The 16,677-nt window shown below is 64.4% G+C and carries 15 protein-coding genes; 10 read left to right on the forward strand and 5 right to left on the reverse strand.

The genetic code is table 11. The annotated features are described in order from the left end of the window. The first annotated feature begins 1 nt into the window (after position 1). Genes IVB26_RS29200 through IVB26_RS29230 form a run of 7 tightly spaced genes read left to right on the forward strand, consistent with a single transcriptional unit; the run spans position 2 to position 7,034 of the window. Positions 2–1,024 carry a xanthine dehydrogenase family protein molybdopterin-binding subunit gene (locus tag IVB26_RS29200; protein WP_011086158.1) on the forward strand — a complete coding sequence of 341 codons (1,023 nt, stop codon included), beginning with the start codon at positions 2–4 and terminating at the stop codon, positions 1,022–1,024. A gap of 10 nt (positions 1,025–1,034) precedes the next feature. Next, positions 1,035–1,916 (forward strand): AAA family ATPase, encoded by an 882-nt coding sequence (locus IVB26_RS29205; protein WP_247968535.1) that lies wholly within the window; start codon positions 1,035–1,037, stop codon positions 1,914–1,916. Further along, positions 1,913–3,034 (forward strand): vWA domain-containing protein, encoded by a 1,122-nt coding sequence (locus IVB26_RS29210; RefSeq protein WP_247968536.1) that lies wholly within the window; start codon positions 1,913–1,915, stop codon positions 3,032–3,034. The genes IVB26_RS29205 and IVB26_RS29210 overlap by 4 nt, the downstream gene beginning before the upstream one ends. Then, positions 3,031–3,915 (forward strand): amidohydrolase family protein, encoded by an 885-nt coding sequence (locus IVB26_RS29215; protein WP_247968537.1) that lies wholly within the window; start codon positions 3,031–3,033, stop codon positions 3,913–3,915. The genes IVB26_RS29210 and IVB26_RS29215 overlap by 4 nt, the downstream gene beginning before the upstream one ends. 30 nt (positions 3,916–3,945) lie before the next feature. Then, positions 3,946–4,794 (forward strand): MBL fold metallo-hydrolase, encoded by an 849-nt coding sequence (locus IVB26_RS29220; protein ID WP_247968538.1) that lies wholly within the window; start codon positions 3,946–3,948, stop codon positions 4,792–4,794. 20 nt (positions 4,795–4,814) lie between these two features. After that, positions 4,815–6,404: an isochorismatase family protein gene (locus tag IVB26_RS29225; RefSeq protein WP_247968539.1), complete on the forward strand. Its 1,590-nt coding sequence runs from the start codon at positions 4,815–4,817 to the stop codon at positions 6,402–6,404. A 3-nt stretch (positions 6,405–6,407) separates the two neighbouring features. Further along, complete coding sequence (locus IVB26_RS29230) at positions 6,408–7,034, forward strand: FMN-dependent NADH-azoreductase (protein WP_247968540.1); 627 nt, start codon at positions 6,408–6,410, stop codon at positions 7,032–7,034. 82 nt (positions 7,035–7,116) lie between these two features. Here IVB26_RS29230 and IVB26_RS29235 read toward each other — a convergent pair whose 3' ends face one another. After that, positions 7,117–7,902 carry a 2-keto-4-pentenoate hydratase gene (locus IVB26_RS29235; RefSeq protein ID WP_247968541.1) on the reverse strand — a complete coding sequence of 262 codons (786 nt, stop codon included), beginning with the start codon at positions 7,900–7,902 and terminating at the stop codon, positions 7,117–7,119. Positions 7,903–8,118: 216 nt separating this feature from the next. On the opposite strand from IVB26_RS29235, the gene IVB26_RS29240 reads away from it, so the two are divergent. Next, complete coding sequence (locus IVB26_RS29240) at positions 8,119–9,057, forward strand: LysR substrate-binding domain-containing protein (protein ID WP_247968542.1); 939 nt, start codon at positions 8,119–8,121, stop codon at positions 9,055–9,057. Between the two features lie 76 nt (positions 9,058–9,133). On the opposite strand, the gene IVB26_RS29245 is transcribed toward IVB26_RS29240, so the two are convergent. Genes IVB26_RS29245 through IVB26_RS29255 form a run of 3 tightly spaced genes read right to left on the reverse strand, consistent with a single transcriptional unit; the run spans position 9,134 to position 13,980 of the window. Next, positions 9,134–9,748: a TetR/AcrR family transcriptional regulator gene (locus IVB26_RS29245; RefSeq protein ID WP_247968543.1), complete on the reverse strand. Its 615-nt coding sequence runs from the start codon at positions 9,746–9,748 to the stop codon at positions 9,134–9,136. 15 nt (positions 9,749–9,763) lie between these two features. Continuing rightward, positions 9,764–12,874 (reverse strand): efflux RND transporter permease subunit, encoded by a 3,111-nt coding sequence (locus IVB26_RS29250; protein ID WP_247968544.1) that lies wholly within the window; start codon positions 12,872–12,874, stop codon positions 9,764–9,766. Further along, positions 12,874–13,980, reverse strand: coding sequence for an efflux RND transporter periplasmic adaptor subunit (locus IVB26_RS29255; protein ID WP_247968545.1), 1,107 nt, complete (start codon positions 13,978–13,980; stop codon positions 12,874–12,876). Before IVB26_RS29255 ends, IVB26_RS29250 begins: the two co-directional genes overlap by 1 nt. 220 nt (positions 13,981–14,200) lie before the next feature. Between IVB26_RS29255 and IVB26_RS29260 the strand changes: the two genes are divergently transcribed. Together IVB26_RS29260 and IVB26_RS29265 are read left to right on the forward strand one after the other, a co-directional pair. Continuing rightward, positions 14,201–14,779, forward strand: coding sequence for a TetR/AcrR family transcriptional regulator (locus IVB26_RS29260; RefSeq protein ID WP_247968546.1), 579 nt, complete (start codon positions 14,201–14,203; stop codon positions 14,777–14,779). Between the two features lie 29 nt (positions 14,780–14,808). Continuing rightward, entirely contained in the window at positions 14,809–15,660 is an 852-nt protein-coding gene (locus IVB26_RS29265) for an alpha/beta fold hydrolase (RefSeq protein WP_247968547.1), read from the forward strand. Positions 15,661–15,848: 188 nt separating this feature from the next. Here IVB26_RS29265 and IVB26_RS29270 read toward each other — a convergent pair whose 3' ends face one another. Next, complete coding sequence (locus IVB26_RS29270; protein WP_247968548.1) at positions 15,849–16,481, reverse strand: 2-hydroxychromene-2-carboxylate isomerase; 633 nt, start codon at positions 16,479–16,481, stop codon at positions 15,849–15,851. Positions 16,482–16,677 lie beyond the last annotated feature (196 nt).

The raw sequence follows: 16,677 nt of genomic DNA on the forward strand, positions 1-16,677 counted from the left end.
CATGACCAGGCATCGCGGACGCGGGATGGCGTCGATCAACTATCCCATCGGCATGAACCTCGGCGGCGATCCAAGCCAGGCGCTGGTGCACTCCAATCCCAGCGGCAAGTTCACCGTGGCGCTGTCGTCGATCGATTTGGGACAGGGCATGAAATCGGTGACGCGGCAGATCTGCGCCGAGACACTGGGCGTGCCGGTCGAAGACGTCTATGTCGACACGGCGGATTCCGACACCGGACCGCACTGCATGGGCTCGTTCGCCTCGCGCGGCACCCACCGCGTCGGCAATGCCGTGATGGCCGCCGCGCGCGAGGCCCGCGGGGTGATGATGGAAGCGGCTGCCGAGGAGCTCGAGGTCAACGCGGCCGATCTCGAAACCGACGGCCGCGGCAATATCCACGTCAAGGGCGCGCCGCACCGCTCGATCTCGACCAAGGACGTCGCGATCGCCGCGCAGTTCAAGCAGGGCAAGACCATCTCCGGCCGCGGCATCTTTCTCGTTCCGCTCTCCAACGTCGACCCAGAGACCGGCGAGATGTCGCCGGCAACCTGCTATGCCCATGCCTGCCTCGTTGCCGAGGTCGAGGTGGACGACGAGACCGGTGAGGTCGCGATGGTCCGGATGGATTCCGCCTATGAGCTCGGCCGCGCGCTCAACCCGCGCCTGGTCGAGCAACAGCTGGTCGGCGGCGCCTGGATGGGCGTCAGCCACGCGCTCTACGAGACCCCGGAGCCCTATTATCCCGACCCCGTTCACGGCCCCCGCGACTTCGTCGAATATCTAATGCCCGGCCCCGGCGACATCTGCCCGCACGATATCGCAGTGCTGGAACGCCCTGCTCCTGATGGTCCTTTCGGGGCGAAAGGCCCCGGCGAGATGTGCGCCAATCCGGTGCTGCCGGCCGTCGCCAATGCGATCTTCAACGCGGTCGGCGTGCGCATCGACGACCTGCCGATCACGCCCGAAAAGGTGCTGCGCGCGATCAAGAGCCAAGGCGGCGCACGACCGCAGGCACGGCGCTAGAGGAACGGCCGTGGCGGTTCGCAGCAACATCGTCGGCATCGACAGCCCGGAGGCGCTGGAGAAGGCGCTTCGGGCGGCCTATTACCTCGCCGATGAAGGCCTTGCGACATCAGCCTATCTTGGCCTCGCGCTCGGCAAGCCGCTGCTGCTGGAAGGTGCGCCGGGTGTCGGCAAGACCGAGGCGGCAAAAGCGATCGCCGCCGTGCTCGGCCGCCGCCTGATCCGCCTGCAATGCTACGAGGGCATCGACGCGTCTGCCGCACTCTATGAGTGGAACTACCCGCGCCAGATGCTGGCGATCCGCCAGGCCGGTGACGAGAACATCGATATCTACGGCGAGACCTTCCTGATCGAGCGGCCGATGCTGGCCGCGCTGCGCGCGCCTGATTCCACCGTGCTGCTGATCGACGAAATCGACCGTGCCGATCAGGAGTTCGAGGCCTTCCTGCTCGAATTTCTCTCCGACTTCCAGATCTCCATTCCCGAGCGCGGTACGGTTCGCGCGACGGAACGCCCGGTCGTGGTCCTCACGTCGAACCGGACGCGCGATCTGCACGAGGCGCTGCGCCGCCGCTGCGTCTATCACTGGATCGACTATCCCAGCGCCGAGCGGGAAGCACGGATCATCATGATGCGCGCCTCCAGCGTCGCCGAGGCCACCGCCCGCGCCGTCGTCGCAGCCGTCGAGAAGTTGCGGCGCGAACCCCTGAGCAAGGCGCCCGGTATCGCCGAGGCTGTCGACTGGGCCGAAGCCGCGACGCTACTGCACAAGGGCGGCGCGCGCTGGCCGGACGCGTTCAAGCGCTCGATCGGCGTGGCGCTCAAGGACGAAGAGGATCTGCATTTCATCTCGCCGCGGCTCGATGCCATGCTCGCGGAGGCGACCGCATGACCACCGAGCCGCAGCTCCCGCGCGCCGCACGCATCTTCGTCGCCTTCGTCCCGCTGCTGCGCGTCAACGGCTTTGCCGTGGCACCGGAGCAAACCACGACGTTCCTCGCGGCGATCGAGCTGCTCGGTCCGCGCGATATCGAACACGTCAGGCAAGCCGCCCTAGCGACGTTGGCGCCCCCACCCGAGCGACGCGCGACCTTCGACCGATTGTTCGATCTCCACTTCCGCGGCAGCGAGGCGATCACGCGCGATGACGAGGGCGAGGACGACGAGACGGTTCGGCTTCAGGAAGAAGGCCGCGGTGACGAGGAGCCGCTTCTCTCCGAAGAGGCGAGCGAGTCCGGCCTCACCGCGACGCGTACCGAGGCCTTGGTCGAACGCCGCTTTGCGACGACCGCGAGCACAGACGCCCTGCGCCGCCTGACACGCGAGGCCCCGCGCCGCCTGCCGCGACGGCGCGGCCATCGCCGCATGCGCGCCCGTCGCGGCCCGTTTGCCGATCTCCGCCGCACCTTGCGCGACAGCGTCCGCAGCGACGGCGAGATCCTGCGGCTTGGTCACATGAAGCGGCGCCAGCGTCCGCGCAAGATGCTGCTGCTGATTGACGTCTCTGGCTCGATGAAGGGGCGCACCGAGGAGAACATGAAGCTCGCGCATGCGTTGGTGCAGGCTGCCCCGAATGTAGAAGTCTTCACTTTCGGCACGCGGCTGACCCGCATCACCCGGCCGTTGCGGCTGAAGCGCCGCGAGCAGGCGATGAACGCAGCCGCGCATCTGGTCAGCGATTGGGACGGCGGCACCCGCATCGGCGACGCACTGCAGGCCTTTCTCGCCGTGCCCCGCTTCGGCGGCTATGCCCGCGGCGCCGCCGTGGTGATCGTTTCCGACGGTCTCGAGCGCGGCGAGACCGACGCGCTTCGCGATGCCGCCGCGAAGCTGTCTCGGCGGGCCTGGCGCTTGAGCTGGTTGACGCCGCTGGCGACAAGCCCGGGCTTCCGCCCGCAGACCGAGGCGCTCGTCGCCATCGAGCGCTTCGTCGATGACCTCGTGGATGGCGGTTCGAGCGCGTCGATCGTCGCGCATATTCTCGCGTTGGGACGAAGGAGAGCGGCGTGACCGGTATTGTCGATGGCCATCATCATATCTGGCGGCAGGACGACCTGCCCTGGCTGATCGGCCCCATGCAACCGCGCATCTTCGGACCTTACGAGCCGATCCGGCGCGACTATCCGATCGAGGAATATCTCGACGACCTCAAGGACATCGGCGTCACCCAGTCGGTCTATGTGCAGACCAACTGGGCCAACGACCGTTTTGAAGATGAGGCCGCCTGGGTTCAACAGACAGCGGACGAACACGGCTGGCCGCACGCGATCGTCGCCTATGCCAATTTCGCCGTGGACGACGTGCGCCCGCAGCTCGATCGCCTGAAACGCTATTCCCTGGTGCGCGGCGTACGCATGCAGCTGCACTGGCACGAGAACCCGCTTTACCGCTTTGCGGCCCGCCCGGATCTCTGCGCCGATCCGACGATCCAACGCAACGTCGCGCGCCTTGCTGATTATGGCTGGAGCTTCGATTTGCAGGTGTTCACTCCGCAGATGCCGGAAGCCGCAGCGCTTGCCGAGGCCTGCCCCAGGGTGACCTTCATCCTGCAGCATGCCGGCATGCTGGAGGATCTCTCGCCAGCAGGCCGCGTAGCCTGGCGCGGCGGCATGGCCCGGCTCGCGGCCTGCCCCAACGTGGTCTCAAAGCTCTCCGGGCTCGGCACCTTCATCCATCGCAACGATCCCGCGCACATTGCCGCCGTGCTTATTGACACCGTCGCGATCTTCGGCGCCGAGCGTTGCCTGTTCGGCTCCAACTTCCCGATCGAGAAATTGTGGACCAGCTATCGCGACCTCGTGGACGCCTTTCGCAGCGCCGCCGCGCCGTTCAGTGCAGAGCAGCAGGACGCGATCTTCAGCGCTACCGCAGCGCGCGTGTATCGACTTTGACAGACAAGAACAGATGAGGGAGGGCAACGAATGGCGCTGGAGATCAAGATCCTGGACTATGGCGATATCGAGCTGGAATCGAGCTTTCTGGTGCTCGGCCGCGATTGCGGCCGCACCCGCCGTGTCCTCACCCTCGGCTTCCTGATCCTCGGGGGGAAATATCCTGTTGTGGTCGACACCGGCTATCGCTCCAACCAGATCATGGAGACGCTGGGCATGCGCGGGCTGCAGTATCACGAGAACATGATCGAGAACCAGCTCGCGCGTTACGGCGTGCGCATGGGCGACGTCCGCTTCGTCTGCCACACCCATCTGCACATCGACCATGCCGGCAAGGACGATCTGTTTCCGATGAACACGACCGTCGTGCTCAACCGCAAGGAGCTCGAATATTCCGTCTCCGGCCTGATGCATCCGCAATATCCGGCGCCCGACATCAAGCACCTGATCGACCGCCTGCACACCAAGAGCGCGCTGCGTTTCCTTGACCTCGAGATCACCGGTCCGATCGAGCTGATGCCCGGCGTCTATTGCGACGCCGCCAATGCGCATACGGAGGGCTCCATGAACATCATCGTCGAGACAGCCGACGGGATTGCGACCATCTGCGGCGACGTGATCTACGACTTCAACGATCAGATCGTGACGCCGTTCAACGAGATCCATGACTGGGAGCCACGCACGACGGGCAATCACGGCACCAGCAAGCGCGCGGAGAAGGCCTCGATCAAGAAGCTCCTGAGCAATTCGCGCTATTTGCTGCCCGTGCACGACCATCCCGCCAAGATCGAAGGCGGCAACGTCGTCGGGCGCCTGCACGATCAGGTCCCCGGCCCGATCGTGCAATCGCTGCCGGCACGCAACTGGTTTCCAGCGTAACGTGACCTAAGGATCGACCGATGACCCACGTCACCTTGCGAAGCGAGTTCGAGACCCTGATCGACCCCTATGCGCCGGTCGCGCAGGTCGGCACCGGCTTCGACTTCACGGAGGGGCCGATCTGGCATCCGGTCGATCACTATCTGCTGTTCTCCGACATGCCGGCCGACGTGCGCCGGCGCTGGGATGCGCGACGCGGTGTGGTCGAGGTCAAGCGCCCCTCCAACAAATGCAACGGCATGACCTATGATGCCGAGCTCAATCTCATTGTCTGCGAGCACGCGACGTCGCAGCTAGTCCGCGAGCGGCCGGATGGGCGACGCGAGGTGCTGGCTTCGCATTTTGGGGGACAGGAGCTGAACAGCCCGAACGACGTCTGCGTGCACTCCTCCGGCGCGATCTATTTCTCGGACCCCTGGTACGGCCGCATGCCGGTCTACGGCGTCGAGCGACCGCGCCAGCTCGGATTCCAGGGCGTCTATCGCGTCGTCCCCGGCGGCGAACCGAAGCTCGTGGTCGAGCGCAATCTGTTCGACCAGCCCAACGGCTTGTGCTTTTCGCCGGACGAGAAGCTGCTCTATGTCAACGACACCGTGCAAGCGCTGATCCGCGTCTTCGACGTCGATGGCGACGGTTCGCTGTCGAATGCGCGGGTGTTCGCAAGCGGCATTCGCTCCGAGCTGGAGCCCGGCTTGCCCGACGGCATGAAGTGCGATCAGCACGGCAATGTCTGGGTCACCGCGCCCGGCGGCGTCTGGGTCTATTCGCCGCGCGGCGAGGTGCTCGGCAAAGTCCGCGTCCCCGAGATGGTCGCCAACCTCGCCTGGGGCGGGCCGGATTTCCGCATGCTTTACCTGACCTCGACCCATTCGGTGTACGCGATCCCGACCAAGGTCGGCCCGCGGCACGAGCCCTATATGAGCGGCCGGCGAAGCGGCGGCGGCGCGACTGCAAGCGGCGCGACTGCAAGCGCCGCGCCGGCGGCGCCCATCCTCGCCGATGGCGAGATGCGGCTCGATCCGCAGCGCTGCGCCATGATCATCCAGGACCTGCAGAACGACGTCATCATGGACGGCGGCGCCTTCGCCGATTCAGGCGCGCCCGGCCACGCGAAGCAACAGCATGTCGTCGAGAATGTCCGGCGTCTGGCGGAGACCGCGCGCGCCCGCGGCGTCGCCGTCATCCATGTCTGGTTCGTCGTCGAGCCCGGCGCGCCCGGCGTCACGCTGAATGCGCCGTTATTCGAAGGCGTCGTCGACAGCAAGGCGATGGTGCGCGGCAGCTGGGGCGCGGCGCCCGTGTCCGGCCTCGAGCCACGGCCCGGCGATTTCGTCGTCGAGAAGATGCGCATGAGCGCCTGGGAAGGCACGCGGCTCGAGACCATCCTGAAGGCGACCGGACGCGACATGATCATCAATACCGGCGCCTGGACCAACATGTCGGTCGAGCACACCGCCCGAACCGGCGCCGACAAGGGCTACTTCATGATCGTTCCGGAGGATTGCTGCTCGACCATGAATGCCGACTGGCACGCCGCCTCGATCAATTTCGCCATGCAGAACGTCGCGATCGTCACCCGGGCCGATGCCGTCATCCGGGCGTTGGGATGACCCGTGGCCAAGCTCCTGCACCTGTCCTGCTCGCCTCGCGCCGACTCCGAGTCCAGTGCGGGCGCGCGCGTCTTTCTCGACGGCTTTCGTCAGGCCCGGCCGGACTGGGACGTCGATGTCATGGACATCTGGCGGGAACGGATGCCGGAATTCTCGGGTCCCATCGTCGAGGCCAAATATGCACGGATGAGTGGGCAAGCCTTCAACGATGCGCAACGCGACGGCTTTGCCGAGGCCGAGCGCATGGCGCTGCGCCTGTCGCTTGCCGATCGCGTGCTGATCTCCACGCCGATGTGGAACTTCGGCATTCCCTACAAGCTCAAGCAATGGTTCGACATCATCGTCCAGCCCGGGCTGACTTTTCGGTTCGATCCGTCGCAGGGCTATCTTCCACTGCTCAAGGACCGGCCGACGCTGGTGATCCTCGCCAGCGGCAGCGACTTTGCCACCGGCATGAACCGCGGCCGCATCGACATGGCAACGCCTTACCTGCGGGACATCCTGCGCTTCATCGGTATCGACAATGTCCGTTTCGTGCCGATCGGACCAACCACCGGACCGCAGCAGCCGATCGAGGCCGCACGGGACAGGGCGCATCGGCGTCTGGCTGCAATGGCCACGACCTTCTGATGCATCCCAGCGTAGATTTATCCGGTTAGCCCGTGCGCGATCATCACGCTTCTCGATAGCGCGATCTCAGGCCACGCAAGTCTCACGAATATTTGGCGCTAACGCTGCCGAACGGTCCGAAATCGCCAATGAAGGTCTCACCTGCCTTCGGCCGCAACATGCCCGTCAGCGTGCCCGTGCTGACCATCTGTCCTGCCTTCATGCCGATGCCCGTGCGCGAAAGTTCGTTGGCAAGCCACGTCAGCGGCATGACCGGATGATCCAGCAAATCGGCAGCCCTGCCTTTGCGGCGCAGAGTGCCATTGCAAATGAGGCTGACCTCCTGTCCGGCAATGTCACGCTTTTGCCAGTCCGCAATGGCAGGGCCATAGACGACCGTCCCGGAACCGGCACCGTCGGCGAGAATCGCCGGCAATGGCGGGAATGCCGCATCATGCACAAAGCGGCACTCTGCCAGTTCGATTCCAGGATGCAGGGACTCCACAGCCGCGGTCACATCCTGCACCGTATAGGGCTCGGCGCGCGGCGGCAAATCGATACCGATGACCGCTTGATACTCCACTTCTGGAATCGGACTGCATTGCGTGGCGTGCTCGACGCTCCCGGGCGACTCCATGATGAACGGTGCGAAGACGCGACCATAGATCGGCGAGTCCGTACGCAACTCCCGTTGCAACGCTGCCTTCATCGCGGCGATTTTCCATCCCGCGACGATCCAGCCGAGCTCCTCCTCCACCATGCGCGCGATGCGGTAGGCAGTCGCCTTGTCGGGCGGCACGAGACGCTGATCGAGACCGCTCTGCTGGCGTCCTTCGCGGCGCAGGCCAGCGAGCAGACGGGCAAGTTCACGTTGGGTCGACGGATCCATCCAGATTACTCCACCAGCAGCGCGGCCGCGCGGGACAATGGCACGGGCGCTTCGTGCAGCAGCAGGTCGATCGCCTCGTCCTCCCAGCGCTGGCTCGGGGCCGGACGGAGCCGGCCAGACTTCGGGTATGGCTTGACAGCGCTTCGCGCAAACGACTTGTTGGGCGGGGGCCTTGAGCGAGAGTCAAGGCTCGGTCATCCCGCGGGGCGCACCCTCATGGTTTCACGACGACTTCCTCCGCTGCATGCCGTACGAGCATTCGAAGCGGCCGCGCGACATTTGTCGATCACGCGCGCCGCCGACGAGCTGAACGTCACGGTTGGAGCCGTCAGCAGGCACGTCCGCGCCCTCGAGGTGCGCATGGGCACGGCACTGTTCCTGCGGGGATCGCGGGGCCTGGTGCTGACCTCCGCCGGCAAGGCCTTCGCCGATTCCACGCGTGAAGCGCTGGACCGCATTGCGGCCGCGGCCGAAGGCCTGCACCTGCGGCAGTTCAGACGGCTATCGGTCGGCGTCTACGGATTCTTCCTGTCGCGATTTCTGCTGCCGATGTGGCCGCGCCTCAAGGCGGCGCATCCCGAACTGGAGATCGATCTGCACACCAGTGCCAACCCTGTGGATCTTCTTGCCAGCCGCTACGATGCCGTCATAGCTGTCTCGGACGGAGAACCCAGAGCCGGCCTCGTCACCCGGCCGCTGCTGCCGATCGCGACCGTGCCGGTCTGCTCGCCAGCCCTGCTGAAGGATGGCGCACTGGATTTCGCTTCCGTTCCACTTCTGCACAACAGGCCGCGACCGGACGACTGGCGCCGCTGGCTCGACCACGCGCAGCTCACCAAGGTGCCCGTTCGCGGCGGGAGCAGCTTTGAAAACCTCGGTCTCGCCATCGAAGCTGCGGCCGCCGGGCTTGGCGCTGCTATCGCCATCGAGAGCCTGCTCGCTCCGGATCTTGCTCACCTCAATCTTGTCAGAGCGCATCCCATCGTTCGGCCGACGCGGCGTCACTTCGTGCTCGAATACGAGCAGCGTATGGCGGACGACCCAGCCGTCGCCGCGTTTTCCGCCTGGCTGTCTGATGCCTGCAAACAGCAGGGTGGCGACAAGGCGGCAGCCGGGACATCCACCCGAAAGCGTACGGTTGGGACTGAGCGTTGAGTTTCCGGCGCGGGCCAAGATGCCGATGGCAGATTTCGCACCAGCGACGTTCATCAGAGCTAAATGAGGCAGGTCCTTAGCCGGACTTGCCCAAAGCTTTCAGGATAAAGAAAATCTGGGCGCGCATGCCTGCCTCGGTGTCTTCGCCGTGTACCGCGCAGTGCTCGATCAAAATCGGATGGAAGAAGGCCACGAACGCGGATCTGACCGCTCGGGCGGCTTCCGCGGCGTCTTCGACATCGAACTCGCCCGCGTCGGCGCCCTCGCGTATGATCGCCTCCAAGATCATCAGCATGCGCTCGATGTGCGCCTGAATGATCGGCCATCTCTCCTGCATGGCGGCGACGATCAGATCGTGCATGGGCTTTTCCTCGACCAGCATCATCGTGGTGTGGTGGTGAACACTGGTCAGCAATTGCTCGAGTTTCTGCGTCGCCGGCGCGTCCGAGCGCGCGATCGCAAGGGCGCTGTCGGCGACCTCGTTGATGAGGCGCCCGCAGATGGACTCGTTGATTGCATTCCTTGAAGGAAAGAAGCGGTAGATATTCGCCGGGCTCATGCCGAGTTCGGCGGCGATGTCGGCCACCGACGTCCTGTGGTGACCGACGCGGCGAAAACGCTCTTCCGCCGCGCCCAGGATCCGGGCGCGGGCCTCGTCGGACTCTCTTCCCGTGCGGAGCGGACGATCCATTGGAGCAACAGAGCCTTATTCGGCGGCCAATGCCGGTCGCACGTCCGGCTTCTCGTGCGAGGCCTCGTGCCTATCATCTGCGGTCGGCTTGATCCGGAACCAGGTGGCATAGAGCGCGGGAAGGAACAGCAGGATCAGCACCGTTCCGACCGCGGTGCCGCCGATCAGGGTGTAGGCCATCGACCCCCAGAACACCGAATGCGTGAGCGGGATGAAGGCCAGCACGGCGGCGAGCGCGGTCAGGATCACGGGCCGCGTGCGTTGCACCGTGGCTTCGATGACGGCGTGATAGTCGTCAAGTCCGGCGGCAAGGTTCTCCTTGATCTGCTCGGTCAAGATCAGCGTGTTGCGCATCAGGATGCCCGCAAGTCCAATCAGGCCCAGGATGGCGTTGAACCCGAACGGCTGGTTGAAGAGCAGCAATGCGGGCACGACGCCGACGAGGCCGAGCGGTCCGGTCAGGACGACCATCGCCATCGTCGAGAACGAGCGCACCTGCAGCATGACGACGATCAGCATCGCGGCAATCATGGCCGGGAAGATCGTCGCCAACGCATCGTTGGCCTTGGTTGCCTCTTCGATCGATCCACCCAGCTCGATACGATAGCCGGCCGGAAGGGATGCGATCAGCGGCTGCAGGGCGGTGTTGATATCCTTGGAGACTTCCGGAGGTTGGGTCGCCTCATTGATATCGGAGCGTATCGTGACGACGGGCGTGCGATCGCGCCGCTTCATGATCGGCTCTTCGAGCCGGATCTCCGAATGGCCGACCTGGTCGAGCGGAATCGCGCGGCCGTCGCGGCTCATCAACGAGAAATCCGCCAGACGGGCCGGATCGAGCCGCTCGCGGCCGGCGCTGCGGGCCACGATCGGGACATTGCGGATGTCCTCGCGAACCTGCGTCACGGGGATGCCGGTGAGGAGGAACTGGAGCTGGCGGGCCACCTCGGCCGGCGACAGGCCGATCAGGTTCAACCGGTCCTGATCCGGGACGAAGCGAAGCACGGGCGTGCGATCGCCCCAATCCCGATTGGCCTGCCGCGCGTCCGGAACGCCGCGCATGATCTCGAGGGCCTTTTGCGAGATCGCATACAATTGCGCGGGATCGGGTCCCATGACCCGGAACTCCACCGGGAACGGCGTATAGGGTCCGAACACGAGCTGGGTGACGCGCACATTGGCCTCGGCCGCAAGGCCCTGTGACACGGCCTGTCGGAGCCGGTGCTTCAAAACCTCGCGCGCTTCCGCGTCAGGCGTCAGGACCACGATCTTGGCGAAGGCCGGATCGGGCAGCTCGGGCGCCATCGCGAAGAAGAAGCGCGGCGCACCCTGACCGACATAGCTCGTGATGATCTTGGCCTCGGATTGATCGTGCAGCCAGCCCTCGAGCTTCTCGACGGTGGCGGTCGTCGTCTCGATGCTGGTGCCTTCCGGCAGACGAACCTCCACCAGCACTTCGGGGCGGTCGGAGGTTGGGAAGAACTGCTGCTTGACGCCGCCCATGCCGACGACGGACAGCGCGAAGGCGACGGCGACGACGCTGCAGGTCACGAACTTGTGGCGGACCGCGAAGGTGATGAGCCCGCGCAGGCGCTGATAATTGGGCGTGCCGTAAATGGCGTGGTGACCGCCTTCGACCGGCTTGATCGCGGGCAGCATCTTGACGCCGAGATAGGGCGTGAAGATCACCGCGACGATCCAGGAGACGATGAGGGCAAAGCCCACGACCCAGAAGATGTTGCCGGCATATTCGCCGGCGGTGGAGCGGGCGAAGCCCACCGGCAAGAAGCCTGCGATCGTCACCAGCGTTCCCGACAGCATCGGCGCCGCGGTGTGGCTCCATGCATAGGCGGCCGCCGAGATGCGGTCCATGCCCTCTTCCATCTTCACCACCATCACCTCGATCGCGATGATGGCGTCGTCGACGAGGAGACCGAGCGCCAGGATCAGGGCGCCGAGCGTGATGCGGTCGAAGAACCGGCCGGTCTCCAGCATGATCAGGAACACGACGGCGAGCGTCAGGGGCACGGCCGCCGCGACCACGATGCCGACGCGCCAGCCGAGGCTGAGCAGGCTCACCAGCAGCACCACGCCGAGCGCCATTGCGAACTTCATCATGAACTCGTCGACCGCCGAGGTGATGTTGACGGCCTGGTCGCTGACCTTGGCCAGGGACATCCCGAGCGGCAGCGTCCGGGCGATGGCTGCGGACCTCTCCTCCAGCGCCTTGCCGAGCGCCAGACCATTCCAGCCCTCCTGCATCACCGCTGCGAGCATGATGGTGGGCTCACCCTGGTGCCTGATGATGTAGGTGGGAGGATCCTCGTAGCCGCGGCGGACCTCGGCAATGTCGGACAGCTTCAGCGTCCGCCCGGCGGCGACGATGGGCGTATCGGCGATCGCCTGGACGCTGTCATAGGCGCCGTCGACCCGGATGAAGACCTGCGGTCCCTTGGTGTCGATCGAGCCGGCCGGTGTCATCGTGTTCTGCCGCTGCAAGGCGGCAACGATATCCGTTGCCGACACACCGAGGGTTGCCAGCTTGGCATAGGAAAACTCGACGAAGATCTGCTCGGGACGCTCGCCGAGGATGTTGATCTTCTTGACGCCGGACACGTGCAGGAGGTCCTGACGGATGGTCTCGGCTTGCCTGGCGAGCTCGCGCATCGGCATGCCCTTGGCCTTGAGGGCATAAAGGGCGAAGCTCACGTCGGAATATTCGTCGTTGACGAAGGGGCCGAGCACGCCGGAGGGCAGCTTGCGCGCTTCATCGCCCAGCTTCTTGCGGGCCTGGTAGAACTCCTCCTGCACGCTCGCGGGCGGCGTGCTGTCCTTCAGCGTCACCGTCATGTAGGCGTAGCCCGGCCGCGTCGTCGTCTCCACCCGGTCGTACCAGGTCAGCTCCTGAATCCGCTTCTCCAGGGGTTCGGCGACCTGGTCCTGCATCTCGCGCGCGGTCGCGCCCGGCCAGACCGTCGTGACCGTCAGGGTCTTGATGGTGAAGGACGGATCCTCGGCCCGCCCGAGCATGAGGAAGGCGTAGGCGCCGGCGGCTGCCAGCAGGAGGATGAAGAACAGGGTGACGGCCCGTTCGCGGACGGCGAGGGCGGAGAGATTGAAGCTCATCACTTGCTCCCGGTTTCCGAGGCGGTCTTGACGCGCGCGCCATCGTGCAGAAGATGAGCGCCGAGCGAAACGATCTGGTCACCGGACTTCGATCCGGAGATGACGGCCGTCTCGCTGGTCACGCGCAGAAGCTTGACAGGCTGCAAGCGTACGGTCGAGGTCGCGCTGTCGAACACCCACACGCCGGTCGTCCTGCCGTCATCGAGCACGGCTCCGAGCGGCACCTGGACTTCCGGCTGCTGATCCTGGCTGGCAAGCCGAATGGTGACCGTCGCGCCGAGCGGTGCCGCCGCGGCCTCGCCATCGAGCACGTAGCGGGCTTCATAGGTGCGGGTCTGGGGATCGGCGGAATCCGACAATTGGCGCAGATGCGCGGTAAAGCGGCGCCCATCGCTGCCATACAGGCTCGCCTCGGCGAGCGAACCGATCGCCGGCCGCATCGTTTCGGGGAGCGCCACCACGGCTTCGCGAGGACCGGACTGCGCCAGCCGCACCACCGCTTGTCCCGCGGCGACGACCTGGCCGGGCTCACCCAGCGTTTGGGTGACCGTTCCGTCCGCGTCCGCCACCAGGACGGAATAGGTCGCCTGGTTCTCGGCGACCCCTGCGTCGGCTTCCGCCGCGGCGAGCTGCGCCTTGGCGGTGTCCGATGCGGCCTTGGCCTGCTCGTAGCGCTGCTTGGACGTCCATCCCTCGTTCACCAGATTGGCGTAGCGCCGCTCGTCGGCGTCGGTCTGAACGACAACGGCCCGCGCCGCGGCAACCGCGTTGCGCTTCGCTGCGACGGCGAGGCGCAGGTCGGTTTCGTCGATCCGCATCAGCGGCTGGCCGGACTTGACCTGCTCACCGACGTTCACCAGTCGTTCGACGATCTTGCCGGCGACGCGGAAACCGAGATTGCTTTCCACCCGCGCGCCGATGGTCCCGGTGAAACCGCGCTCGGATCCGCTGACCCGCGAGGCCGCGACCAGACGGACCATCGGGGGCTCCTGCCTGGGGTCGCTGACGGCCGAGGCTTCATGGGAGGGAATCGCAAGAGCAACAAAGGTCGCCACCCCCGCTGGGACCAGAATACCGGCCAAAACCGCAAAACCCCGCATCTTCATTGTCAGTCTCCCGAATTAGATTTCATACGAACTCTATATTCGAGTTAGATGTCGAGTGCAATCTAAAAGAGACGGAGGCGACAAAGATGTGATTTTGTCCCTAGGAAGGCCGGCCGGAACGGTTCCATCCTAGGATTTCGCCTTCCGCCTCTTGATAGATTGCGTTCGGCTTCTATTTGTCGTAATAGAGTTCGAATGCAATCTAAATATGGAGGTGCCAATGCGTGTCAGTCGCGCTCAGGCCGCGGAAAACCGCAAAACCGTGATCGATGTGGCCAGTCGCCTCTTCAGGGAGCGCGGCTTCGACGGCATCGGGCTCAAGGATCTGATGGAGGGGGCCGGGTTAACCCAGGGCGCCTTCTACAAGCAATTCGCGTCCAAAGTGGATTTGGCTGTCGAGGCGTCCCGGCGCGCATTGGAGAGCGCGTCCGGCCGATGGTCGGATGCGGCCACTCAGAATCCCGATGATCCGCTTGGCGCGGTGATCGGGTTTTACTTCAGCGGCGACCATCGCGGAGAAAAGATGGACGGCTGCCCGATCGTGGCGCTCGGCTCGGATGCCGCGCGTCAGGGCCCCGAGGTCAAGGCGGAATTCGAAGCGGGCATCAAAGCGCATCTCGACGTGCTCGGCGGCCTCATCGCCGGGACCGGCGATGAAGCCTCGCGGGGCAAGGCCATGGCCATTCTCGCGACGATGGTCGGCGCGGTGACGCTGTCGCGCGCCATCAACGACCCCGATCTGGCTCAGGCCGTTCTGGATGCCGCAGCCGAACAGGTTCGCGACACCGCTGCCGCTTGAAAGCGCCCCTCAAAGCACGGAGAGATCTCATGCTCAGCATGACCGAAGCCCAACCAAGTTTGCTGAAGATATCGAACAAGCTAAGCATACGCTTTCAAAAGACCGGCAGCGGGCCTCCGCTGCTCCTCATACATACGATCCGGACGCAGCTCGAATATTTCCGCGCTCTTGCGCCCCTCCTCGCCAGATCGCACACGGTGTACGCCATTGACCTCCCGGGCCACGGCCACTCACCAATCGATCCAGGTGCGAGCTTCGACGAGCCCTACTTCAGGCGAGCCGTCATTGGCTTCATCGAGGAGCTCAATCTCTCGGAGCTCACAATCGTCGGCGAGTCGATCGGCGGCGCATTGGCCCTCACGGTGGCGGCATCGCTTCCGCAGCGGGTGAAGCGGGTCTTTGCGGTCAACTCCTATGACTATGAGACCCGCTACGGCGACGGCATTCGACGCGGCAACTGGTTCGCGAACTTCATCATCGGAAGCTTGCAGGTCCCGGTGCTCGGCGCGATCAATGCATCGCTCGAAAACAAGCTCGTCCTCGGCAAGATCATGGGTGGCGGATATCACGACTCAGGCAAACTGCCGGCGGATCTGCTTGCTGAGTTCGATGAAGTTGCCCGCCGCCCGGGATACAAGCGGGCCGCACGCAAGGTGCTGGCAGGCTGGCAATCCTGGAGCAAGGCCCGCGATTACTATCGGCAGATCTCAGCGCCCGTGACGCTCATCTATGGCGATAGCGATTGGTCTCGTCCAAACGAGCGCGAACGCACACGCTCGCTGATTCCCGCCGCGCAGATGGTGACACTCAAGAATACCGGCCACTTCTCGGCTGTCGAGCATCCATCGGAGCTGGCTCGCTTGATACTGGCGGCGGAATGACCGCATCAGCGACAGCGAACGCCGCTCATCCGGCGAAGGCGACTGTCGCGATTTAACTCTCAGCACGTTGCAGAGCTCCGACGTGCTGAGAGATCATGATGCTCATAATATAACGCCCCCGCCTCGCTCGTGGGGCCTCTAAGCCGGGAAGCATGGCTTTCGCCATTCAACCCGGACAGTCGGCGCCGTCAGGCTGTCTTGGGAAGAGGTTGTCTGGTTTGCTCGACAATGGACTCCTCGACGTCGCGGATCTGGTCCTTGCCGAAGAACATTTCCTTTCCGACGAAAAAGGTCGGAGAGCCGAATGCTCCTCGACTGACGGCGTCGGTGGTCAGATCGATCAGGCGCTTCTTGACGTCATCCTGCTGTGCACGCGCCATCAGCCGATCGATATCGATGCCCGAGGAAACAAACGCGCTGCGGAAGATTTCGAGATCGTCCATTTTCTTCGGCTCTTCCCACATGTGATGATAGGCGGCGCGAAAATAGGGCTCGAACACGCCCTCGAATTGGGCGGCGACAGCACCGCGCATCAGCATCAGCGTGTTGACCGGAAAGAAGGAATTCTGGCGAAATTTCGTGATGTTGTGGCGTCGGATAAACCGCTGGATCTCCAGCGCCTGATATTCCGGCTTGTTCTTGATTCCGTGAAGCGATTCGAACGGGGACATGTTGCCCGTCGCCTTGTAAATTCCGCCAAGCAGAACCGGGACGTAGGTGAATTTCACGCCGGTCCGCTGCTCAATGCCCGGAATGGCCACTTCCGCCAGATAGGCGTTCGGGCTACCGAAATCGAACTGGAATTCAACTTTCAAGGTCATCGCGGCTTCTCCCGGAGATCGCATGGCAGGCACTGGCGATCCACTCGCCAGCCTATTTACTTTATCGTATAGTTCTAAAATAGAACTGTCAAATGGGCCAGCATTGTGTTGATTTTCCCTGCCTGGAAGGGGATTGTTTGGAATTTAGTACCTATCTAGAATGAAACGGACCGCGCCGGCCTCCGCGAAGATTCGG

This window comes from Bradyrhizobium sp. 195 (genome assembly GCF_023101665.1).
GTDB lineage: Bacteria > Pseudomonadota > Alphaproteobacteria > Rhizobiales > Xanthobacteraceae > Bradyrhizobium.